Consider the following 21,428-nt stretch of genomic DNA (forward strand, 5'->3'; position numbering starts at 1 on the left):
ACACCCCGGCGGGCGGACGGGGAGAATCCGGGGCGTGGGTCATGTCGAGGTCGCCGGGGTGCGCTACGAGCTGCCGGACGGGCGGGTGCTGCTCGACGAGGTGTCGTTCCGGGTGGGCGAGGGGGCCAAGGTCGCGCTGGTGGGCGCCAACGGGGCCGGCAAGACGACGCTGCTGCGGATCGTCACCGGCGAGCTGGTGCCGCACGCGGGCGCGGTGACGCGCAGCGGCGGACTGGGCGTGATGCGGCAGATGGTGGGCCGCGACGCCGAGACGGTCGCCGAGCTGCTGCTGTCGGTGGCGCCGCCGCGGGTGCGCGAGGCGGCCGCCGACGTGGACCGGCTCGAGCTGCGGCTGATGGAGGCCGACGACGAGAAGACCCAGATGGCGTACGCGCAGGCGCTCTCGGAGTTCGCCGACGCGGGCGGCTACGACATCGAGGTGGTGTGGGACAGCTGCTGCACCGCCGCGCTGGGGGTGGGCTTCGAGAAGGTGAAGTACCGCGACCTCGCCACGCTGAGCGGCGGCGAGCAGAAGCGACTGGTGCTGGAGTACCTCCTCGCCGGGCCCGACCAGGTGCTGCTGCTCGACGAGCCCGACAACTTCCTCGACGTGCCCGGCAAGGTGTGGCTGGAGCGACGCATCCGGGAGTCGCCCAAGACGATCCTGTTCATCAGCCACGACCGCGAGCTGCTGGCCAACACCGCGACGCGGGTGGTCACCGTCGAGCTGGGGGCCGCGGGCAACACGGTGTGGACGCACCCGGGCGACTTCGCGTCGTACCACCAGGCGCGCAGCGACCGGTTCGCGCGCTTCGAGGAGCTGAAGCGGCGCTGGGACGAGGAGCACGCCAAGCTGGTGGCGCTGGTGCTGCGCTACCGGGTCAAGGCGGAGTTCAACGACGGGCTGGCCTCGCAGTACAAGGCCGCCCAGACGCGGCTCCGCAAGTTCGAGGAGGCGGGCCCGCCCAGCGGCCAGCCGCGCGAGCAGCAGGTCTCGATGCGGCTGACGGGCGGACGCACCGGCAAGCGCGCAGTGGTGTGCGAGCAGCTGGAGCTGACCGGGCTGATGCGGCCCTTCGACCTCGAGGTCTGGTACGGCGAGCGGGTGGCCGTGCTCGGCTCCAACGGCTCCGGCAAGTCGCACTTCCTGCGGCTGCTGGCCGCCGGTGGGTCGGACCCCGACGTCGAGCACCGGCCGGTCGGTGACGCCCCGCCCGACCCGGTCCGCCACACCGGACGGGCGCGGCTGGGCGCTCGGGTGCGGCCCGGCTGGTTCGTGCAGACCCACGCCCACCCCGAGCTGGTCGGCCGCACCCTGGTCGACGTGCTGCACCGCGGCGAGACCGGGCCCCACGGCGTGGGTCGGCCGGGCATGCCGCGCGAGCCCGCCTCGCGGGCGCTGGACCGCTACGAGCTCGCCCACGCCGCCGACCAGACCTTCGACTCGCTGTCCGGCGGCCAGCAGGCGCGGTTCCAGATCCTGCTGCTCGAGCTGTCCGGGGCCACGCTGCTGCTGCTCGACGAGCCGACCGACAACCTCGACGTCGAGTCGGCCGAGGCGCTCGAGGAGGGGCTGGCACGGTTCGAGGGCACCGTCCTGGCGGTCACCCACGACCGTTGGTTCGCCCGCGGCTTCGACCGGTTCCTGGTCTACGGCGCGGACGGCGCGGTCTACGAGTCCGACGGCCCGGTCTGGGACGAGGGGCGGGTCAGCCGGGCCCGCTGAGGAGCCGTGAGGACGCCACCTAGGCTCCTCGGGTGGTCGACGGAGCAGCTCGGGGGGCGCGCGTCGTCGTACCCGCTCCGCTGCTGGTGCTCGGCGGCGTCGTCTCGGTGCAGTTCGGCGGCGCGCTCGCCGCGACGCTGGTGCCCGAGATCGGAGCCGGCGGGTCGGTGCTGCTGCGCATCGGGATCTCGGCGCTGATCCTGGTCGCGCTCGTGCGACCCCGGCTGCGCGGGCACGCGCGCCGCGACTGGGCGACCGTGGTGGCGTTCGGCGTCGCGCTCGGGCTGATGAACTGGAGCTTCTACGGCTCGCTGGCGCACCTGCCGCTCGGGGTGGCGGTGACGGTGGAGTTCATGGGCCCGCTGCTCCTCACCACGGTGCTGTCGCGACGCCCGCTCGACCTCGTCGCCGTCGGGGCGGCCGCCGCCGGGGTGCTGCTGACCTCCGAGGCGCTCACGGTGCCGTACGCCGAGCTCAGCCTCGTCGGCCTGCTGCTGGCCTCGACGGCGGGCGTGTTCTGGGCGGCGTACATCCTGCTGAGCAGCCGCACCGGCGCCGCCTTCCCCCGGCTCGACGGTCTCGCCATCGCGCTGCTGGTCTCGCTGGTGGTGGTGGTGCCCGCCGGCCTGCCGAGCCTGGGGGAGTGGACGCCGCGGCACCTGCTGATGGGGCTGGGGCTGGCGGTGCTGTCCTCGCTGCTGCCCTACTCCCTCGAGCTGCTCGCGCTGCGTCGGCTGGCGGCGCCGGTGTTCGGCATCCTGCTCTCGCTCGAGCCGGCGGTCGCCGCGCTCGCGGGCCTGCTGGTGCTGGGCCAGCGCCTCGACGGGCTGCAGGTCCTCGGCCTGCTGCTCGTGGTGGCCGCCTCGGTGATCGTGCTGGGGCTGGGGGCGCGGCGCACGCCGGCGGCGGTCGCGGAGGCCGAGCTCAGCCCGCGAAGCTGAGGTCGCGGCCCACCAGCACCAGCCGCAGGCCCGACGCGGTGGCCGAGAGCGACTCCGGGCGCACGTCGTACGGCAGTGCGCCGACCGGCAGGTCGACGTCGAACGCCGCCTGCACCACCGCTGTCACGGCGGGCGGCAGCGAGCCCTCGGCGGCGGCGTCGACGAACCGCACCGCGCCCTCGGTCAGCCGCGGCCGCACCGTCACGCCCGGGTCGAAGCGCTGCCCGGCCACGGTGACCTCGCGGCTGCCCCGGACGCGGCCCTCTCCGACGTAGGTCACGTCGAGGCCCGTCAGCCGGCCGAGCTCGGCGTAGGAGATCGTCGCCACCGCCCGCCCCCGTTGGGCGGCGAACCGGGACAGGTCGCGGTCGGTGGTGACGTCGGTGAAGGTGACCCGCAGCCGGGCCAGGCGCAGCTCGCCGTCGGCGCTGCGCACCACGACGTCGTCCCCGGTCGCGCTCACCTCGCCGAACTCGCGCGCCAGCGCCTGGGTGAGGAACGGGAACCCGGCGATGTCGACGTCGGGCGTCGCGCCGAGGTCCTGGGCGGCCGCGAGCCGGGTGGCCGCCTCGCGCTCGGCCCACCAGTCGGCGCCGCGGTCCGCGCCGACCGCGAGCAGGGCCAGCACGACGAGGGTCCAGAGCAGGGTGCGCACCCGCCACAGCCTGGCAGGCGCGCCCGGCGGGAACCGTGGGCGTTGTCCGCTCGTGTGAGGTGTGTCACCCTCACCCCACCCGAGCCCGAGGAGAACCCCCCGATGACCGCCACCGAGACCGCGCCCGCCAGCCCCGAGGCGCTGCCCGACCCCGTGCTCCTCGACGACCGGCTGACCCACTGGGCGACCACGACGCCGGACGCGGAGGCGTTCACCTACCTCGGCCGCACCTGGACGTGGGCCCAGTGGGACGAGCGCGTACGCCGCCTCGCCGGTGCCCTGCGGTCGCTCGGGGTGGGGCGCGGCGACGTGGTGTCCTTCCTGGACAAGAACCACCCGGCGTGCGTCGAGCTGACCATGGCCGCGGCCTCGCTCGGCGCGGCCAACGCGATCATCAACTTCCGGCTCGCGGGCGACGAGATCGACTACGCGGTCAACGACTCCGGCGCGAAGGTGCTCCTCGTCGGCAGCGAGCTGCTGCCCGTGATCTCCCGCATCCGCGACAAGCTCGTCCACGTCGAGGAGGTGGTCGAGCTGACCCCGGACGGCGGCGAGGGCGACCAGTACGAGGCGCTGCTCGCGCGGTCGGAGCCGGTCGGCCGCGACCCCGAGGTGACGGCCGACGACGTGTGCCTGGTGATGTACTCCTCGGGCACGACCGGCCGACCCAAGGGCGTGATGCTCACCCAGGCCAACATGATCGCCCACACGCTGGCCGCCCACGACGGCTGGGGCTTCGACCCCGGCGACAAGAACATGGTCTCGATGCCGCTGTTCCACGTCGGCGGCTCGTCGTACGTCCTGTTCAGCATCCACGACGGCGTCCCCAGCGTGATGACGCGCGACCCCGACGGCGCCTCGCTGGCCGGCGCGATCATGCAGGGCGCCAACCGCACCTTCCTGGTGCCGGCCGTGCTCGCCCAGGTGCTGCAGTCCGGGCCCGACGCGGTGAAGCTGTTCGGCCAGCTCAAGACCTACTGCTACGGCGCCGCCCCGATGCCGCTGCCGCTCCTGCGCGCCGCGATCGAGGCGTGGCCCGACACCGACTTCATCCAGGTCTACGGCCTGACCGAGCTGTGCGGCGTCATCACCCACCTGATGCCGCCCGAGCACCGCGACCCCGAGCATCCCGAGCGGCTGGTCAGCGCGGGGCAGGTGCTGCCCGGCGCCGAGGTCCGCGTGGTCGACCCCGGCACGCTGGAGGACGTCGCGGTCGGGGAGCACGGCGAGCTGTGGTTCCGCAGCCCGCAGGTGATGAAGGGCTACCTCAACCAGCCCGAGGCGACCGCCGAGGTGATCACCGAGGACGGCTGGTTCCGCACCGGCGACATGGGCAAGGTCGACGCCGACGGCTACGTCTACGTCGAGGACCGGCTCAAGGACATGATCATCTCGGGCGGGGAGAACATCTACAGCCCCGAGATCGAGCGGGTGCTCGCCGAGCACCCGGCCGTCGCCGAGGTCGCCATCATCGGCGTGCCCGACGACCGCTGGGGCGAGTCGGTCAAGGCCGTGGTCTCGCTCAAGCCCGGCTCCTCGGCGAGCGAGGATGAGCTGATCGCGTTCTGCAAGGAGCACCTCGCCTCCTATAAGGCGCCCAAGTCCGTCGACGTGCTCGAGGCGCTGCCGCGCAACCCCACGGGCAAGATCCTCAAGCGCAGCCTGCGGGCGCCGTACTGGGAGGGGCAGGAGCGCCAGGTCTGAGCCGTACGACGCGACGAGGGCCGGCCCACCCGCAGGTGGACCGGCCCTCGGCGTACGACGTGGGGCTCAGCTGATGCCGGGCGTGATCCCGGCGTCGCCGGCCCACCGCTCCGAGCTCGGCACGAAGTCGAGGGTGCGGTCGCCGGTGTAGATCTGCTTGGGACGGGCGATCTTCTGGTCCTTGTCCTGGACCAGCTCCAGCCACTGCGCGAGCCAGCCGGGGGTGCGGCCGATCGCGAACAGCACCGTGAACATCTCCGGCGGGAACTGGAAGGCCTCGTAGATCAGGCCGGAGTAGAAGTCGACGTTGGGGTAGAGCTTGCGCTTGACGAAGTACTCGTCCTCGAGCGCGATCTTCTCCAGCTCCTGGGCGATCTCGAGCAGCGGGTTGACCCCGGTGACCTCGAAGACGTCGTCGCAGGCCTTCTTGATGATCTTGGCGCGCGGGTCGTAGTTCTTGTAGACCCGGTGGCCGAAGCCCATCAGCTTCTCGTTGCCGTTCTTCACGCCCTCGATGAAGGCGGGGATGTTCTCCTTGCTGCCGATGCGCCGCAGCATCCGCAGCACCGCCTCGTTGGCACCGCCGTGCAGCGGGCCGTAGAGCGCACCGATGCCGGCGGCGACCGAGGAGTAGGGGTCGACCTGCGAGGAGCCGACGGAGCGGACCGCGTTGGTCGAGCAGTTCTGCTCGTGGTCGGCGTGCAGGATGAACAGCACGTCGAGCGCCTTGACCAGCCGCTCGTCGGCGACGTACTTCTGCTCGCTCATCTTGAACAGCATCGCGAGGAAGTTCTCGGTGTAGGAGAGCTCGTTGTCGGGGTAGACGTAGGGCTTGCCCTGCGCGTGCCGGAAGGCCCAGGCGCCGAGCGTCGGCATCTTGGCGATCATCCGCACGATCTGCATGTGGCGGTTGTCGGCGTCGGTGATGTTGTTGGACTCGGGGTAGAACGTCGACAGCGCGCCGACCGACGCCATCAGCATGCCCATCGGGTGCGCGTCGTAGCGGAAGCCCTGCATGAACGTCTTGACGTTCTCGTGAAGGAACGTGTGGTGGGTGATCTCGTGCACCCAGGTGTCGTACTGCTCCTTGGTGGGCAGCGCGCCGTGGATGAGTAGGTAGGCGACCTCGAGGAAGCTGGACTTCTCGGCCAGCTGCTCGATGGGGTAGCCGCGGTACTCCAGGATCCCTTTCTCGCCGTCGATGTAGGTGACCGAGCTGCGGCACGAGGCGGTGTTGGTGAACCCGGGGTCGTAGGTCGACAGGCCGGGGCTGTCCTCGTCGATCTTGATCTGACCCAGCTCGGCGGCCTTGATGGCGCCGTCGCTGATCTGGATCTGGTACTCCTTGCCGGTCCGGTTGTCGCGGACGGTGAGGGTGTTGTCACCGGTGTCGGTCACGTCGACTCCTTGCGCTCGAGGGCGGGGCGGTCGCCCCGGCGTGGGGTGGTGCGGTCGAGACGGTGAGGACGGGGTTGCCGTCGCAGACGAGGCGGGCTGGTACGCCCGGTTCCATCGGCTTCAACCTAGTGCGTGGTCGGTGACCCCCACCAGTGGGGAGGCGTTTTGACGCCCCGCGCACGCGGCCGGTATCTTTGCAGGTCGCGTCTCCTGCCGCGCCCGGTCGACCCTCGTCGTCGACCTGGTGCAGTCCCGGGAAGGCTGGTCTACCAGCGGTGGTCCACGTCCCGGGCAGAGTTCGTCAGAAGCCGCTGCACCACCCACCGGTCCGGGAATCAGCCCGGGCGGTCACGAACGAGCAAGTAAGGCAACAACGTGCGCACGTACAGCCCCAAGCCCGGCGACGTCCAGCGCGAGTGGCACGTCATCGACGCCACCGACGTCCGGATGGGCCGCCTCGCCGTGCAGGTCGCGAACCTGCTCCGCGGCAAGCACAAGCCCACCTTCGCCCCGCACATGGACATGGGTGACTTCGTCATCGTCGTCAACGCGGAGAAGCTGTCCCTGTCGGGGACCAAGCCCACGAAGAAGATGTCCTACCACCACTCGGGCTTCCCGGGTGGTCTGTCGGCCACCCCCCTGGGTGAGTTGCTGGAGAAGGACGCCCGCAAGGCCGTGGAGAAGGCCGTCTGGGGCATGCTCCCCAAGAACCGCCTCGGTCGTCAGATGCTCAAGAAGCTGAAGGTCTACTCCGGCCCCGAGCACCCCCACACGGCCCAGCAGGCCAAGCCCTTCGAGATCACCCAGATCTCCCAGTAACTCTCCCCGACCCAGACTGACGTAAGGAACACCGTGGCTGACACGAACAACGAGACCGGCGAGGAGACCTACGAGGTCAACGAGCAGGGTGTCGCGTACTCCTCCGAGAGCGCTCCCAGCGCCGACGCCCCCGCCCGTCCGGCGACCATCGCCCCCGCAGCGGCCACCGGCCGTCGCAAGGAGGCGGTCGCCCGCGTGCGGATCGTCCCCGGCACCGGCAAGTGGACCGTCAACGGTCGCGAGCTGGACAACTACTTCCCCAACAAGCTCCACCAGCAGGTCGTGAACGAGCCGTTCGCCACCACCCAGCTGGAGGGTCGCTTCGACGTCATCGCCCGCATCCACGGCGGTGGCATCACCGGCCAGGCTGGCGCACTGCGCCTCGGCGTGGCCCGCTGCCTCAACGCGATCGACGAGGAGGCCAACCGTCCGGACCTGAAGAAGGCCGGTCTGCTGACCCGCGACGCCCGCGTCATCGAGCGCAAGAAGGCCGGTCTGAAGAAGGCCCGCAAGGCGCCCCAGTTCAGCAAGCGCTGACCTCAGCACCTGCACGTCGGCCGTCCCGCAGCCCTTGGGCTGCAGGGCGGCCGTCGTCGTTGTACGGTCGCGACCGCGGATCGCCGCGTCGTACGCACCGTCAACCCCGGAGGGTCACCCATGGCACGCCTGTTCGGCACCGACGGGGTCCGCGGCCTGGCCAACGGTGACCTCACCGCTGAGCTGGCCCTGGACCTCTCCGTCTCCGCCGCCCACATCCTCGCCGAGCGCGGCACCTTCGCCGGGCACCGGCCGACGGCCGTGGTGGGCCGCGACACCCGCGTCTCGGGGCAGTTCCTCGAGGCGGCCGTGGTCGCCGGGCTGGCCTCCGCCGGCGTCGACGTGCTGCTGCTCGGTGAGCTGCCCACGCCCGGCGTCGCGTGGCTGACCGCCGAGCTCGGCGCCGACCTCGGCGTGATGCTGTCGGCCTCGCACAACGCGATGCCCGACAACGGCATCAAGTTCCTCGCCCGCGGCGGGGTCAAGCTCGACGACGCCATCGAGGCGGCCATCGAGAAGCGGCTGCGCGAGCCCTGGGACCGGCCCACCGGCGCCGCGGTCGGGCGCGTCCGCACCCACGACACCGCGGTCGAGCAGTACGCCGCCCACCTGGTCGGCACCATCGAGCACCCCCTCGCCGGGCTCAGGGTCGTCCTGGACTGCGCGCACGGCGCCGCCTCCGCGGCCGGTCCCCGGGCGCTGCGCGACGCCGGGGCCGAGGTCGTCGCGATCTGCGCCGAGCCCGACGGCACCAACATCAACGAGGGCTGCGGCTCCACCCACCTCGAGGTGCTGCAGGCGGCCGTCCTCGAGCACGGCGCCGACGTCGGCTTCGCGCTCGACGGCGACGCCGACCGCTGCCTGGCCGTCGACCGTCGCGGCGAGGTCGTGGACGGCGACCAGATCCTGGCCGTCCTGGCGCTGTCGATGCGCGAGGCCGGTCGGCTCCACGACGACACCGTGGTCGCGACCGTGATGAGCAACCTCGGCTTCGTGCAGGCGATGAAGGCCGCCGGGATCGGGGTGCGCCAGACCAAGGTCGGCGACCGCTACGTCCTGGAGGCGATGAAGGTCCTCGGCTTCACCCTCGGCGGCGAGCAGTCCGGCCACGTCATCATGAGCCAGCACGCCACCACCGGCGACGGGCTGCTGACCGCGCTGCACGTGCTCGACCGGATGGTCGCCACCGGCCAGGAGCTCCACGAGCTCGCCGCGGTGATGACCCGCCTGCCGCAGGTGCTGGTCAACGTGCCGGGCGTCGACAAGGCCCGCGCCGACGAGGACTTCGTGCTGGCGGCCGCGGTCGCCGACGCCGAGGCCGAGCTGGGCGACGAGGGCCGGGTGCTGCTCCGCCCCTCCGGCACCGAGCCCCTGGTCCGTGTCATGGTCGAGGCCCCCACCGCCGAGCAGGCCCGGTCGGTCAGCGACCGCCTCGCGGGCGTGGTGCGCGACCAGCTCTCCCTGTAGCCGCCGGGGCCGTCCGGTTTCCCAGGTGATGAACCCGATCCGCCTCTCTGCACACGATGCGTGGTGTGCAGAGAGGCAGTTTCCAGGGTGAGGACGCCGTACGACGGGCCAGGCGACCGGGAGGAACAAAGGGGACGGCTCCGCCGGTTGGGCCAGGCATGACCAACACACCCGAGAAGATCGTCTACACCGCCCGCGCCACCGTGACCGGTGGCCGCCAGGGCCGCGCGACGTCCGAGGACGGGGTGCTGGACCTGTCGCTGACCGCCCCCAAGGAGACCGGTGGACCGGGCACGGGGACCAACCCCGAGCAGCTGTTCGCCGTCGGGTACGGCGCCTGCTTCCAGGGCGCGCTCGGCATGGTCGCCAAGAGCCACGGGGTGGACGCCTCGGGCTCGACCCTCGACATCGCCGTCGGGTTCGGCCCCGAGGGCGACTCCTACGCCATCACCGCCGACATCGTCGCCACCATCCCCGGCGTCGACGACGCCACAGCCCAGGAGCTCGTCGAGGCCGCACACCAGGTGTGCCCCTACTCCAAGGCGACCCGCGGCAACGTGCCCGTGACCGTCACCGGCAAGGGCGCCTGAGCCTCACGCACCACGTCGAGGGCCCCGGACGGCGCCCGTCCGGGGCCCTCGTGCGTGCCACAACTGCCCGGTCGGCGTCTCCACGCTGCGCACGACTGCCCGGTCGGCGTTCCTGGACGTGCCACAACTGCCCGGTCGGCGCTCCTGGGCGTGCCACGACTGCCCGGTCGGCGGCTAGCCCCAGACCTCCTGAGCGACCTCGACGACCAGGCGCAGCTTGGCGACCTCGTCGTCCTGGGTGAGGTCGTTGCCCTCCACGGTGGAGGAGAAGCCGCACTGGGGCGAGATGCTGAGCTGCTCGAGCGGCACGTGCTCGGCGGCCTCGTCGATGCGGCGCTTGAGGTCGTCCTTGCTCTCCAGCACCGGCGACTTGGTGGTGACCAGGCCGAGCACGACCTGCTTGCCCGGCGGCACGAAGCGCAGCGGCTCGAAGCCGCCGGAGCGCTCGTCGTCGTACTCCAGGAAGAAGCCGTCGACGTCGAGGCCGCCGAAGAGCGCCTCGGCGACGAAGTCGTAGCTGCCGGACGCCGCCCAGGACGAGCGGTAGTTGCCGCGGCACAGGTGGGTGGTCACGGCCAGGCCCTCCGGACGGCCGGCCAGCGCCTGGTTGATGGTGCGGATGTAGCGCTCGTGCTGGTGGTCGGCGTCGCCGCCCTTGGCCGTCACGGCCTCGCGCTGCGCGGGGTCGTTGAGGTAGGCCAGGCTGGTGTCGTCGAGCTGGAGGTAGGTGCAGCCCTGCTCGGCGATCATCCGCACCTGCTGGGAGTAGGCCGCGGCGAGGTCGTCGAAGAAGGCGTCCTCGTCGGCGTACACGTCCGGGTCGATCGCGGCCGTGCCGCCGCGGTAGTGGACCATGCTCGGCGAGGGGATCGTCAGCTTGGGCGTCATCTGTGGCGGCGCCACCGACCGCAGGTGGGCGAACGCGTCGGCGAAGATCGGCTCCCCGATCCGCACGGGCGCGTCGACCAGCAGCCCCGCCGAGGTGAACGAGCGGTCCTCCGAGGCGTTGCGCATCCGCACCTCGAGCTGCTCCTCGGTGCGGCGGACGCCCTCGATGGCGTAGATGAAGTCCATGTGCCACGACGTGCGGCGGAACTCGCCGTCGGTGACGGTCTGCAGGCCCGCGTCGGCCTGGAGGCGCACGACGTCGGCGACGGCCTCGTCCTCGGCAGCGCGCAGCCCGGCGTCGTCGAGGCGGCCGTCGGCGTGCGCGGCGCGGGCCTCGAGCAGGGCCGGCGGGCGCAGCAGGCTGCCGACGTGGTCGGCGCGGAAGGGCGGGGTGGTGCGTGCGGGCATGCGGGGCTCCCGAGGGTGAGGGTGTCGTCAACCTAGCCCCGGGCGGTGACGGCGATCAGCGCCAGACGCTGGCCACGTCGCGGCGGTAGCCCCGGCCCAGCACGCCGAGCAGCAGCAGCCGCAGCGGCGCGGGCACGATCCGGTGCAGCGTCTCGGTCTCGGCCGGCCCGGCGCCGTCGGCCACCCACGACATCATCACCGCGGCCCGTCCGAGACCGCCGGCGCGCAGGCCGGCCTCCATCTCCTCGGCCTCGGGGCTGTGCGCGAAGTCGCCCTGGAGCACCGGCTCGAGCTCGCGCTCCTCGTGCTCGAGGTGGGGCTCGGTGACCGCACGCAGGTGACGCACCGACTCCAGCGCCCGGTCGCGGGCGACGGGACCGGTGTCACCGACGAGGCCCTTCACCGCCGCGTCGGCCTCGGTCAGGGCGGCGGCCATCAGCCCGTGCTCGGAGTCCATCTCGGCGAGCAGTGCCGGGTCCACGCCGTACGCCGTGAGGGCGGGCCACACCACGTCGTGCTCGGCGTGGTGGTGGTGGTCGAGCTGGAAGCGGAAGTTCTCCCACGCCCGGGCCAGCCCGACCGCCCGGGCGGTGTCACCCGGCCCGAGCGAGGCCAGCGCCTCCTCGAAGCGGCCCAGGTCGCGTCGTACGGCGGCGTGGATGACCTTGTTCATGCTCAGCTGTGCCATGCCTTCGCAGGCTAGGCGCGCTCGCGCCGCAGGGGGAGGGTCGAGCACGACGACGGCCGCACCGGTCGAGACCAGTACGGCCGTCACTAGACGTGCCCGTCCGCGCCTACGCGTCGGGCTTGACCGCCAGGACCGGGCACCGCGCGTCGAGCAGGATCCGCTGGCCGACGCTGCCCATGAGGGCCTTGCCGACCGGGGAGCGGTGGCGGACGCCGACGACGACCAGCGCGGCGTCGGTCTCCTGGGCCACCTCGAGGACCGCCTGGGCGACGTCGGGCACCACCTCGTGGCGCACCGTGACGTCGAGGCCGCGTGCCTCGAGGTCGGAGGTGATCGCCGCGATCTGGTCGTCGTGGGCGTAGCGCGGGTCGACCAGGGCGTCGCCCTTGGTGGCGTTGACGACCACGAGCGCGGTGTCGCGGCGCACGGCCTCGGCGGCCCCGTGGTCCAGGGCGGCCTGCCCGTAGGCGTCGGGGGTGTAGGCGACGACGATGCTCATGCGTTGACCTCGTCCTTCTCGGTGACCGACGTGGGGGTGGTGGAGCGGGAGGAGCGGACCCGGGCGACGACGAGGCCGACGAGCAGCGCCGCCATGACGACGTACGCCGCGATCGCGACCGGCTCGCCGACGAGCGTCCCGTAGTCGCCGCGGGAGATCTCCAGGGCCTCCGACAGCTGCTCCTCGAGGCGGGGCCCGAGGATGACGCCGATGATCAGCGGCAGCACCGGGACGCCGAAGCGGCGCATCGCGAAGCCGAGCACGCCCAGCACGAGCAGCAGGCCGAGGTCGAACGACGAGGTGCCAGCGGCGTAGGCACCCAGGGTGGCGAAGAACAGGATGCCGGCGTAGAGGTAGGGCCGGGGGATCTGGAGCAGCTTGGCCCAGACCGGCGCCAGCGGCAGGTTGAGCACCAGCAGCAGCGTGTTGGCGACGAACAGGCTCGCCAGCAGCGCCCAGACCAGGGCCTCGTTCTGCGCCATGAACTGCGGGCCCGGCTGCAGGCCGTAGCTCTCGAAGGCAACCAGGATGACCGCCGCGGTGGCGGTGGTCGGCAGGCCCAGCGCGAGCATCGGCAGCAGGGTGCCGGCGGCCGAGGCGTTGTTGGCCGCCTCGGGCCCGGCGACGCCCTCGATCGCGCCCTTGCCGAACTCCTCGGGGTGCTTGGAGAGGCGACGCTCGGTGACGTAGGAGAGGAAGGTCGGCACCTCGGCGCCGCCGGCGGGCAGCGCGCCGAACGGGAAGCCGAACGCGGTGCCGCGCAGCCACGGCTTCCAGGAGCGGCCCCAGTCGGCCTTGCTCATCCAGGGCTGGCCGACCGGGATGATCTCCAGCGGCTTGCGGCGCAGGTGGGCGGCCACCCACAGCGCCTCGCCGAGGGCGAAGATCGCGACGGCGACGACGACGATCTCGATGCCGTCGGAGAGCTCGGCGAAGCCGAACGTCATCCGGGGCTGGCCGCTGGTCATGCCGACCAGGCCGATGGCCAGGCCGAGGAACAGCGCGATGAAGCCGCGCAGCTTGGAGGCGCCGAGGACGACGGTGACCGCGAACAGCGCGAGCAGCATGATCGCGAAGTACGACGGGGCGCCGAGCTGGACGACCAGCGGGCCCACCGTGGGGGCCAGCACGATCAGCAGGACCGTGCCGATGGTGCCGGCGACGAAGGAGCCGATCGCGGCCGTGGCCAGGGCCTGCGCGGCCCGGCCGTTCTTGGCCATCTTGTTGCCCTCGAGCGCGGTGATCACCGAGGAGGACTCGCCGGGGGTGTTGAGCAGGATCGAGGTGGTCGAGCCGCCGTACATGCCGCCGTAGTAGATGCCGGCGAACATGATCAGCGCGCTGTCGGCCGGGACGCTGTAGGTCACGGGCAGCAGCAGCGCCACGGTCATGGCCGGGCCGATGCCGGGCAGCACGCCGACGGCGGTGCCGAGCAGCACGCCGACGACGGCGAAGAGCAGGTTGCTGGGCGTCAGCGCGGTGGCGAAGCCGTCGAGGAGCAGGTCCATGTCACAGGACTCCGTTCAGGATGCCGGCGGGCAGCGGGACGCCCAGGCCGACGTAGAAGGCGTAGAAGGTGCCGACCGAGAGCGCGACGCCGAGCGCGATGTCGCGGACCCAGTGGCGGCTGCCCAGCACCCAGGCGGCGCCGGTGAACAGGATGGCGCCGGTGATGGCCCACCCGAGGATCTCGATCAGGAAGACGTTGACGCAGAGCACGGCGACGAGCAGGCCCAGCGTGCGCACGTCGGTGCCGCTGCTGAGGTCGACGTCCTCGCCCTCCTCGGCCTCGGCGACGTCGCCGCGGGCCGTCGCGACGGCCAGCAGGACCGCGAGCACGAGCAGCACGCCGCCGACGACGTAGGCGAAGGTGGAGGGGGGCAGGAAGTCCGCGGACATGCCGCCGCGGAGCTGGGTGCCGTTGTAGACGACGTAGGCGCCGGCCACGGCGAGGAACGCCGCCATGGCGTACTGCGCGGTGTCGACGACGCGGTGGCGCGTCGGCTCGGGCGCCGGGGGTGCCGCGGGGGCGGCGTGCTGCTGGGACATCGGTGTCTCCTCGATCGGCCGGGTGACCGGGCGGCCCCCAGCGGGGGGCCGCCCGGCGTCACCGGGGGGTGGTGCGGACTGCTCAGGCCAGGCCGAGGTCGGTCAGCGTGGTGCGGACGCGCTCGTTCTGCTCGTCGAGGTAGGTCTCGAACTCCTCGCCGGTGGCGAAGTTGTCGGCCCAGCCGTTCTTCTCCAGCGTGTCCTTCCAGGCCTGCGTGTCGTGCATCTCCTCGAAGGCCTTCACGTAGGCCTCGCGGGTGGCGTCGTCGATGCCGGGAGGGGCCAGGACGCCGCGCCAGTTGGTGAACACCAGGTCGATGCCCTCCTCGGTCAGGGTCGGGGCGTCGGTGGTCTCCAGGCGCTCCTCGCCGGAGACGGCGAGCACGCGCAGCGAGCCGTCGGCGATCTGGCCCTCGAACTCGCCGAGGCCGGACATGCCGACGTCGATCTTGGAGCCGAGCAGGGCCGTGGTGAGCGGGCCGCCGCCGTCGTACTCGACGTAGGCGACGTCCTTGGGGGTGACGCCCACGGCGTCGGCCAGCTGCATCGGGAACAGGAAGTCCGGGCCGCCGGGGGCCGAGCCGCCGCCGACGACGACCTTGTCGGGGTCGGCCTTCCAGGCCTCGACGAAGTCGTCGACGGTCTTGAAGGGGGAGTCCTTGGGCACCAGGATCGCCTCCTGCTCCTCGATGAGGCGGGCGATCGGGACGGCCTTGTCGACGGTGGCGTCGGACTTGTTGGTGTAGACCGCGCCGACGACGCCCAGGCCCATGGTCATGAGCAGGTCGTCGGAGCCCTTCTCGTTGAGCAGGCGCTGCATCGCGACGGTGCCGCTGGCGCCCTCGACGTTGCTGACCTCGAAGCGGCCGGTGATCTTCTCGTCCTCCATCACCTTGACCGCGGCGCGGCCGGTGAGGTCGTAGCCGCCGCCGGCGGCGTTGGGGATCATCATGCGCATCCGCTTGTCGGCGAGGTCGCCGCTCGCGTCGCCGCTGTCGGACGACGCGGTGACGCCGCCGCAGGCGGTGAGGGCGGCCAGCGAGACGACGCTGACGGTGGCCAGGACGGCGCGCAGTCCACGACGGGTGGACGGCGAACGGTGGGGGAACAGGTTGACGGTCATCCTGCGAGCACCTCCTCGGTGAGTTCCGTGGGAGCATGTCCCGCGCATGTGGCGCCCGTCACGCTTGCGGAAGCAAAGGAGGTTGCGGTCGTTGTGGTCACCGTCACGTCCGGCCGGCGTCGCGACCCCAGCCTCGCGGCGCAGGTGCTCGTCCTGCAGCTCGCGGTCGTCGTCGGGGTGCTCGCCCTCGTCGCGGTGATCTCGCTGCGGCAGTCGGGCGCGACCTTCCGGGAGCAGTCGGGGGCGCAGATGCGCGGCATCGCGGAGTACGTCGCTGACACCTTCCAGGTGCGCACCAAGCTCGAGGAGGCCTCCGACGGCGCCACCGGCACCTCGGCCCGCGACACCGTCAACGAGCTCGCCCCCACCCTCGAGGCGGCGCTGACCACCTCGGCCGCCGACGAGATCGACATCGCCACCCCCGACGGCGAGGTGCTGGTCAGCTCGGACCCGCTGCGCGTCGGCGAGCGGCTCGCGATCGAGGGTCGGGCCGGGGCCCAGTGGTCGGGGCTGCGGGAGGTGGACGGTGCCACCGTGGTGGCGGCCCGCGCCCCGGTGCTCTCCGACGACGACGGCCAGGAGGGCGACCTGGTCGGGCTGGTGCTGGTCGAGCAGGACTACCCCTCGGTGTGGGAGCGGCTGACCTCGAGCGCGGCCAACCTGGCGCTGTTCCTGGGTCTCGGCGCGCTGCTCGGCGTGCTCGGCACCTACGTCGTGTCGCGGGTGGTCAAGCGCCGCACCCGCGGTCTCGGCGCCTCGGAGATCGCGCGGCTGGCCGACCACCGCGAGGCGCTGCTGCACAGCATCCGCGAGGGCGTGCTCGCCGTCGGCACCGACGGCCGGGTGACGATGGTCAACGACGCCGCGCTCGACCTGCTGGGCCTGCGGGCCGATCCCGTCGGGGAGCCGGTGGCCGGGCTGGGGCTGGCCGACCAGGTGGTGGCGCTGCTCGACGGCTCCGCCCCGGCCGACGAGGACGCGGTCGCGGTGGTCGCCGAGCGGGTGCTGGTGTTCAACCGTCGTACGGCGTCCAGCGGCGGCAGCCGGATCGGCACCGTCACCACGATGCGCGACCGCACCGAGCTGGTCTCGCTGCAGAGCCAGCTGTCCTCCAACCTCTCCATCTCCGACACGCTGCGCGCGCAGACCCACGAGTTCAGCAACCAGCTCCACACCATCTCGGGCCTGGTCCAGCTCGGGGAGTACGACGAGGTGCGCTCGCTCGTCGGCACGCTGACCCGGCGACGGGCCGAGAGCGAGGACTTCGTGACCAGCCGGATCGACGACCTCGCGGTGGCCGCCCTGGTCCTGGCCAAGGCGAGCGTGGCCGCCGAGCGCGGCGTACGCCTGGAGCTGACCGAGGACTCCGCGCTGCCGCCGCTGGTGGAGCTGGACTCCGCCGACCTCACCACCGTGCTCGGCAACCTGGTCGACAACGCGATCGACGCCTGCAGCGGCCGCCCCGGCGCCGAGGTGACGGTGGCGCTCCAGTCCGGCACGTCCTTCCTCCACGTCGAGGTCGGCGACAACGGTCCCGGCGTGCCCGAGGAGCTGCGCGGGGCGATCTTCGTGCGCGGCTACAGCACCAAGCCCGACGTGCTGGGCGGACGCGGCATCGGGCTGCCGCTGGTCCAGCTCATCTGCGCGCAGCGGGGTGGGAGCATCGAGGTCCACCAGCGCGACGGGGCCGTGTTCTCGGTCCGGCTGCCCTACTCCGCCACCAGGAGGGTCTCGTGAGCCCGACGTCCCTGCGCGTGCTCGTCGTCGACGACGACTTCATGGTGGCGAGCGTCCACGAGCGGTTCGTGCAGCGCACCGAGGGCTTCGAGGTGGTCGGCAGCGCCCGCACCGGCGCCGACGCCCTCGAGCTGGCCGAGCGGCTCCGCCCCGACCTCGTCCTGCTCGACGTCCACCTGCCCGACCTGAGCGGCCTGGAGGTGCTGGCCCGGCTGCGCGCCGCCGGTTCCGAGGCCGGCGTGCTGATGGTGACCGCGGAGCGCGGGGCCGAGACGGTGCGCCAGGCGCTGCACGGCGGTGCGACGCAGTACCTCGTCAAGCCCTTCGAGTACGACGACCTCGCCGGTCGCCTCCGCCGGGTGGCCGAGGCCCTGGGCGAGCTGCGCGGCGGGCAGGCCGACCAGGACACCATCGACCGGCTCTTCGGCACCGTGACCCCGGCGGCCGCCGGTCCGCCGCCCCTGCCCAAGGGCCTCAGCGCCGAGACCGGCCAGCTGGTGCGGGCCGCGCTGCAGGCCGGCGAGGAGCTCTCCGCGGCCGAGGCCGGCGAGCGGCTGGGGCTCTCGCGGGTCAGCGCGCGGCGCTACCTCGAGCACTTCGTGGCCACCGGCGACGCGGTGGTGCGGCTGCAGTACGGCGGCGCGGGGCGTCCGGAGCGGCGCTACCGCGCGTCGGGCCCGGCCCGCTGAGCGCGCAGCACCGCCACCACGTAGTCCTCGCCCGGGGGCCGGAGGTCGTAGCTCCCGGCCAGCAGGTCGACCTGGAGCCCGGCCGCGGCCGCGTGCTCGCGCAGCTCGGCCGCGGGGTAGTCGCGGCTGCCGGTCGGGCCGGCCACCGGGTGGAAGCCGACCAGCAGGCAGCCGTCGGCGGCCAGCAGCCCGGCCAGCACCCGGAGCACCGCGACCTGGGTGTCGTCGGCGAGGAAGACCATCACGTTGCCGACCACCACGACCACGTCGTACGCCGCGGGCCGGTCGTGCGAGCCGAGCAGGTCGGGCGTCAGGTCGAGCAGGTCGGCCTCGACCACGGTGACCTCGGGGAAGCGCTCGCGCGAGATCGCCACCAGGGCAGGGTCCTTCTCGACTGCGGTGACGTCGTGGCCGCGCCGGCGCAGCGCGTCGGCCACCCGTCCGACCCCGGACCCGGCGTCGAGCACCCGGGCGCCACGCGGGGCCAGCACGTCGGCCAGCCGCGCCTCGCCGTCGTCGCCCGTGCCGGACCCCTGCTGCTCGAGGAAGGTGCGGACGTAGCCGGACTCGTGGGAGTCGCCGGCCAGCTCCCATCGGGTCCGGGGCGGCGGTCCGGCGGAGGCGTCGCTCACAGCTTGCGCAGCCTGACCCACCGCACCGAGTGGTCGTGGTCCTTGCGCAGCACCAGCGTTGCGCGCGAGCGGGTGGGCTGGACGTTCTGCTTCAGGTTGGGCCCGTTGATCTCGTCCCAGATGCGGCTGGCCTCGGCCACGGCCTCGTCGTGGGTCAGGGCGGCGTACTTGGCGAAGTAGGACTGCGGGTCGCGGAACGCGGTCTCGCGCAGCCGCAGGAAGCGGTCGGTGTACCACCGGCGGATGTCGCTGGTCGCCGCGTCGACGTAGACCGAGAAGTCGAAGAAGTCGCTGACGGCCAGGCCCACGCGGCCGTCCTGGCGCACCCCGGCGGCCTGGAGCACGTTGAGGCCCTCGACGATGACGATGTCGGGGCTGCTGACCACGACCTTCTCGTCGGGCACGACGTCGTAGACGAGGTGGGAGTAGATCGGCGCCTCGACCTCGTCGCGGCCCGACTTGATGTCGACCACGAACTTCAGCAGCGCCTTGCGGTCGTAGGACTCCGGGAAGCCCTTGCGGTGCAGGATGCCGCGGCGGCTCAGCTCGGCGTTGGGCAGCAGGAACCCGTCGGTGGTCACCAGCGAGACCCGCGGGTGCTCGGGCCAGTGCGCCAGCATGTGCTGCAGCACGCGGGCGGTGGTCGACTTGCCGACCGCCACCGAGCCGGCCAGCCCGATCACGAACGGCGTGCGCGGGGGCTGGCGCTGGTGCAGGAACTCCTCCTGGCTGCGGTGGAGCTGGCCGGCCGACTCGACGTACAGGCTCAGCAGGCGTGACAGCGGCAGGTAGACCTGCTGCACCTCGTCGAGGTCGAGCTGGTCGCCGAGGCCCTTGACGCGGTCGATCTCGTCGGCCGACAGCGGCTGCTCGGTGGCCCGCCCCAGCGCCGCCCAGGCGGTGCGGTCCAGCTCGACGTACGGGGAGCTCTCGCCCGCGTGCAGGCCGTGCGACCCGTTCGACATGCCACGCACCCTAGGACGTGGGCGTCCGGTGGGGACGCTCGCACCCACCTATGCTGTCGCCCATGTGTGGAATCGTCGGGTACGTCGGACCCCAGCAGGCGCACGACGTGGTGATCGCGGGCCTGCGCCGCCTGGAGTACCGCGGCTACGACTCCGCCGGCATCGCGGTCATCGACGGCGGGGCCATCGCCTCGGACAAGCGGGCCGGCAAGCTCGCCAACCTCGTGACCGCGCTGGAGGAGTCGCCGCTGCCGGCCGCCACCACGGGCATCGGCCACACCCGCTGGGCCACCCACGGCGCCCCCACCGACGTCAACGCCCACCCGCACCTCGGCGAGAAGCGCCGGACCGCGGTGGTGCACAACGGCATCATCGAGAACTTCGCCACCCTGCGCGAGGAGCTCGAGCTCGCCGGCCACGAGCTGCTCTCGGAGACCGACACCGAGGTCGCCGCCCACCTGCTCGAGGTCGCCCTCGCCGAGTCCGACGACCTGACGCAGGCGATGCAGGCGACCTGCCGCCGCCTCGAGGGCGCGTTCACCCTGGTCGCGATCGACGCCCAGGACCCGAGCCGGGTGGTGGCCGCGCGGCGCAACTCCCCGCTGGTGGTCGGGCTCGGGGAGGGCGAGAACTTCCTCGGCTCCGACGTCGCGGCCTTCATCGAGCACACCCGCGAGGCACTCGAGCTGGGCCAGGACCAGGTCGTCACCATCACCGCCGAGGGCGTGGCGGTGACCGACTTCGAGGGGCACGCCGCCGAGGGCACCCGCTACCACGTCGACTGGGACCTCTCGGCCGCCGAGAAGGACGGCTTCGACTGGTTCATGCGCAAGGAGATCTTCGAGCAGCCCCGCGCGCTGGCCGACGCGCTGCTGGGCCGCCACGACGGCGACGGGCTGCTCCAGCTCGACGAGGTCCGGATCTCCGAGGACGAGCTGCGCGAGATCGACAAGATCGTGATCATCGGCTGCGGCACCGCCAACTACGCCGGCCTGGTGGCGAAGTACGCCATCGAGCACTGGACCCGCATCCCCTGCGAGGTCGAGCTCGCCCACGAGTTCCGCTACCGCGACCCCATCCTGACCCGCAACACCCTGGTGGTGGCGATCAGCCAGTCCGGCGAGACCGCCGACACCCTGATGGCGATCCGCTACGCCCGGCAGCAGAGGGCGCGGGTGCTCGCGGTCTGCAACACCAACGGCTCGACCATCCCGCGCGAGTCCGACGCGGTGATCTACACCCACGCCGGGCCCGAGATCGGCGTCGCCTCGACCAAGGGCTTCCTGACCCAGCTGATCGCCTGCTACCTGCTCGGCCTCTACCTCGCCCAGGTGCGCGGCACCAAGTTCGGCGACGAGATCGCCGCGGTGGTCGACGAGCTGGCCAAGATGCCCGCGCACGTGCAGCGGCTGCTCGACTCCGCCGACCAGGTCTACGAGCTCGCCCGCACCTACGCCGGCACCCGGTCGGTGCTGTTCCTGGGCCGCCACGCCGGCTTCCCGGTCGCGCTCGAGGGCGCGCTGAAGCTCAAGGAGCTGGCCTACATCCACGCCGAGGGCTTCGCCGCCGGCGAGCTCAAGCACGGCCCGATCGCGCTGATCGAGGAGGGCCTGCCCGTCTTCTGCGTGATGCCTCCCCGGGGGCGGGACCAGCTGCACGACAAGATGGTCAGCGCCATCCAGGAGATCCGCGCCCGCGGCGCCCGCACCCTGGTGCTGGTCGAGGAGGGCGACGAGGAGGTCACGCGGTACGCCGACGAGCTGATCCGCCTGCCCGTCGTACCCACGCTGCTGCAGCCGGTCGTGGCCACCGTCCCGCTCCAGCTCTTCGCCTGCGAGCTGGCCACGGCCATGGGCCACGACGTCGACCAGCCCCGCAACCTGGCCAAGTCCGTCACCGTCGAGTGACCCGGG

At 72.4% G+C, this 21,428-nt stretch carries 20 protein-coding genes; 10 read left to right on the top strand and 10 right to left on the bottom strand.

What is annotated here, in order from left to right; all coding sequences use genetic code 11:
- Window positions 1–34 precede the first annotated feature (34 nt).
- Both ASG49_RS01980 and ASG49_RS01985 read left to right on the top strand, forming a co-directional pair.
- Window positions 35–1,726 (top strand): ABC-F family ATP-binding cassette domain-containing protein, encoded by a 1,692-nt coding sequence (locus tag ASG49_RS01980; protein ID WP_056536409.1) that lies wholly within the window; start codon window positions 35–37, stop codon window positions 1,724–1,726.
- A 32-nt stretch (window positions 1,727–1,758) separates the two neighbouring features.
- Complete coding sequence (locus ASG49_RS01985) at window positions 1,759–2,667, top strand: DMT family transporter (protein ID WP_056536412.1); 909 nt, start codon at window positions 1,759–1,761, stop codon at window positions 2,665–2,667.
- On the opposite strand, the gene ASG49_RS01990 is transcribed toward ASG49_RS01985, so the two are convergent.
- Entirely contained in the window at window positions 2,651–3,322 is a 672-nt protein-coding gene (locus ASG49_RS01990) for a DUF2993 domain-containing protein (RefSeq protein WP_056536415.1), read from the bottom strand. The two genes, ASG49_RS01985 and ASG49_RS01990, sit on opposite strands and share 17 nt — an antisense overlap.
- A gap of 102 nt (window positions 3,323–3,424) precedes the next feature.
- On the opposite strand from ASG49_RS01990, the gene ASG49_RS01995 reads away from it, so the two are divergent.
- On the top strand, window positions 3,425–5,026 hold the full coding sequence (locus tag ASG49_RS01995) for a long-chain-fatty-acid--CoA ligase (protein WP_056536418.1): 1,602 nt from the start codon (window positions 3,425–3,427) through the stop codon (window positions 5,024–5,026).
- 66 nt (window positions 5,027–5,092) lie between these two features.
- On the opposite strand, the gene ASG49_RS02000 is transcribed toward ASG49_RS01995, so the two are convergent.
- Window positions 5,093–6,424: a citrate synthase gene (locus tag ASG49_RS02000; RefSeq protein ID WP_056536421.1), complete on the bottom strand. Its 1,332-nt coding sequence runs from the start codon at window positions 6,422–6,424 to the stop codon at window positions 5,093–5,095.
- 375 nt (window positions 6,425–6,799) lie between these two features.
- Here ASG49_RS02000 and rplM point away from each other — a divergent pair, with 375 nt between their 5' ends.
- The 4 genes from rplM to ASG49_RS02020 all read left to right on the top strand — a co-directional run bounded on the left by rplM (window position 6,800) and on the right by ASG49_RS02020 (window position 9,837).
- Complete coding sequence (gene rplM, locus ASG49_RS02005; RefSeq protein WP_056536424.1) at window positions 6,800–7,243, top strand: 50S ribosomal protein L13; 444 nt, start codon at window positions 6,800–6,802, stop codon at window positions 7,241–7,243.
- 33 nt (window positions 7,244–7,276) lie between these two features.
- The gene (rpsI, locus tag ASG49_RS02010; protein WP_056536427.1) at window positions 7,277–7,780 is read left to right on the top strand and encodes a 30S ribosomal protein S9; all 504 of its coding nucleotides are present in this window, start codon (window positions 7,277–7,279) and stop codon (window positions 7,778–7,780) included.
- Between the two features lie 120 nt (window positions 7,781–7,900).
- Window positions 7,901–9,247: a phosphoglucosamine mutase gene (gene glmM / locus ASG49_RS02015; protein WP_056536429.1), complete on the top strand. Its 1,347-nt coding sequence runs from the start codon at window positions 7,901–7,903 to the stop codon at window positions 9,245–9,247.
- Window positions 9,248–9,405: 158 nt separating this feature from the next.
- Complete coding sequence (locus ASG49_RS02020) at window positions 9,406–9,837, top strand: organic hydroperoxide resistance protein (RefSeq protein ID WP_056536431.1); 432 nt, start codon at window positions 9,406–9,408, stop codon at window positions 9,835–9,837.
- A 174-nt stretch (window positions 9,838–10,011) separates the two neighbouring features.
- On the opposite strand, the gene ASG49_RS02025 is transcribed toward ASG49_RS02020, so the two are convergent.
- The 6 genes from ASG49_RS02025 to ASG49_RS02050 all read right to left on the bottom strand — a co-directional run bounded on the left by ASG49_RS02025 (window position 10,012) and on the right by ASG49_RS02050 (window position 15,492).
- Entirely contained in the window at window positions 10,012–11,133 is a 1,122-nt protein-coding gene (locus tag ASG49_RS02025) for a 5-methyltetrahydropteroyltriglutamate--homocysteine S-methyltransferase (RefSeq protein WP_056536433.1), read from the bottom strand.
- A 55-nt stretch (window positions 11,134–11,188) separates the two neighbouring features.
- On the bottom strand, window positions 11,189–11,821 hold the full coding sequence (locus ASG49_RS02030; RefSeq protein WP_082533710.1) for a hemerythrin domain-containing protein: 633 nt from the start codon (window positions 11,819–11,821) through the stop codon (window positions 11,189–11,191).
- Window positions 11,822–11,927: 106 nt separating this feature from the next.
- The gene (locus ASG49_RS02035; protein ID WP_056536438.1) at window positions 11,928–12,320 is read right to left on the bottom strand and encodes a universal stress protein; all 393 of its coding nucleotides are present in this window, start codon (window positions 12,318–12,320) and stop codon (window positions 11,928–11,930) included.
- Window positions 12,317–13,828, bottom strand: coding sequence for a tripartite tricarboxylate transporter permease (locus ASG49_RS02040; RefSeq protein ID WP_056536442.1), 1,512 nt, complete (start codon window positions 13,826–13,828; stop codon window positions 12,317–12,319). The genes ASG49_RS02035 and ASG49_RS02040 overlap by 4 nt, the downstream gene beginning before the upstream one ends.
- Window position 13,829: 1 nt before the next feature.
- On the bottom strand, window positions 13,830–14,369 hold the full coding sequence (locus tag ASG49_RS02045; RefSeq protein ID WP_056536444.1) for a tripartite tricarboxylate transporter TctB family protein: 540 nt from the start codon (window positions 14,367–14,369) through the stop codon (window positions 13,830–13,832).
- An 82-nt stretch (window positions 14,370–14,451) separates the two neighbouring features.
- Window positions 14,452–15,492 (bottom strand): tripartite tricarboxylate transporter substrate binding protein, encoded by a 1,041-nt coding sequence (locus ASG49_RS02050; protein WP_056536447.1) that lies wholly within the window; start codon window positions 15,490–15,492, stop codon window positions 14,452–14,454.
- Window positions 15,493–15,585: 93 nt separating this feature from the next.
- On the opposite strand from ASG49_RS02050, the gene ASG49_RS02055 reads away from it, so the two are divergent.
- Both ASG49_RS02055 and ASG49_RS02060 read left to right on the top strand, forming a co-directional pair.
- Window positions 15,586–17,229, top strand: coding sequence for an ATP-binding protein (locus ASG49_RS02055; RefSeq protein ID WP_056536450.1), 1,644 nt, complete (start codon window positions 15,586–15,588; stop codon window positions 17,227–17,229).
- A complete protein-coding gene (locus ASG49_RS02060; protein WP_235561858.1) occupies window positions 17,226–17,918 on the top strand; it encodes a response regulator in 693 nt (230 codons plus the stop codon). Before ASG49_RS02055 ends, ASG49_RS02060 begins: the two co-directional genes overlap by 4 nt.
- Here ASG49_RS02060 and ASG49_RS02065 read toward each other — a convergent pair.
- Together ASG49_RS02065 and coaA are read right to left on the bottom strand one after the other, a co-directional pair.
- Window positions 17,891–18,550, bottom strand: coding sequence for a methyltransferase domain-containing protein (locus ASG49_RS02065; protein WP_056536454.1), 660 nt, complete (start codon window positions 18,548–18,550; stop codon window positions 17,891–17,893). The two genes, ASG49_RS02060 and ASG49_RS02065, sit on opposite strands and share 28 nt — an antisense overlap.
- Complete coding sequence (coaA, locus tag ASG49_RS02070) at window positions 18,547–19,515, bottom strand: type I pantothenate kinase (protein WP_056536457.1); 969 nt, start codon at window positions 19,513–19,515, stop codon at window positions 18,547–18,549. Before coaA ends, ASG49_RS02065 begins: the two co-directional genes overlap by 4 nt.
- A 62-nt stretch (window positions 19,516–19,577) precedes the next feature.
- Between coaA and glmS the strand changes: the two genes are divergently transcribed.
- Window positions 19,578–21,422, top strand: coding sequence for a glutamine--fructose-6-phosphate transaminase (isomerizing) (gene glmS / locus ASG49_RS02075; protein ID WP_056539570.1), 1,845 nt, complete (start codon window positions 19,578–19,580; stop codon window positions 21,420–21,422).
- Window positions 21,423–21,428: the final 6 nt, after the last annotated feature.

It is taken from the genome of Marmoricola sp. Leaf446 (assembly GCF_001424755.1).
Classification (GTDB): domain Bacteria; phylum Actinomycetota; class Actinomycetes; order Propionibacteriales; family Nocardioidaceae; genus Marmoricola.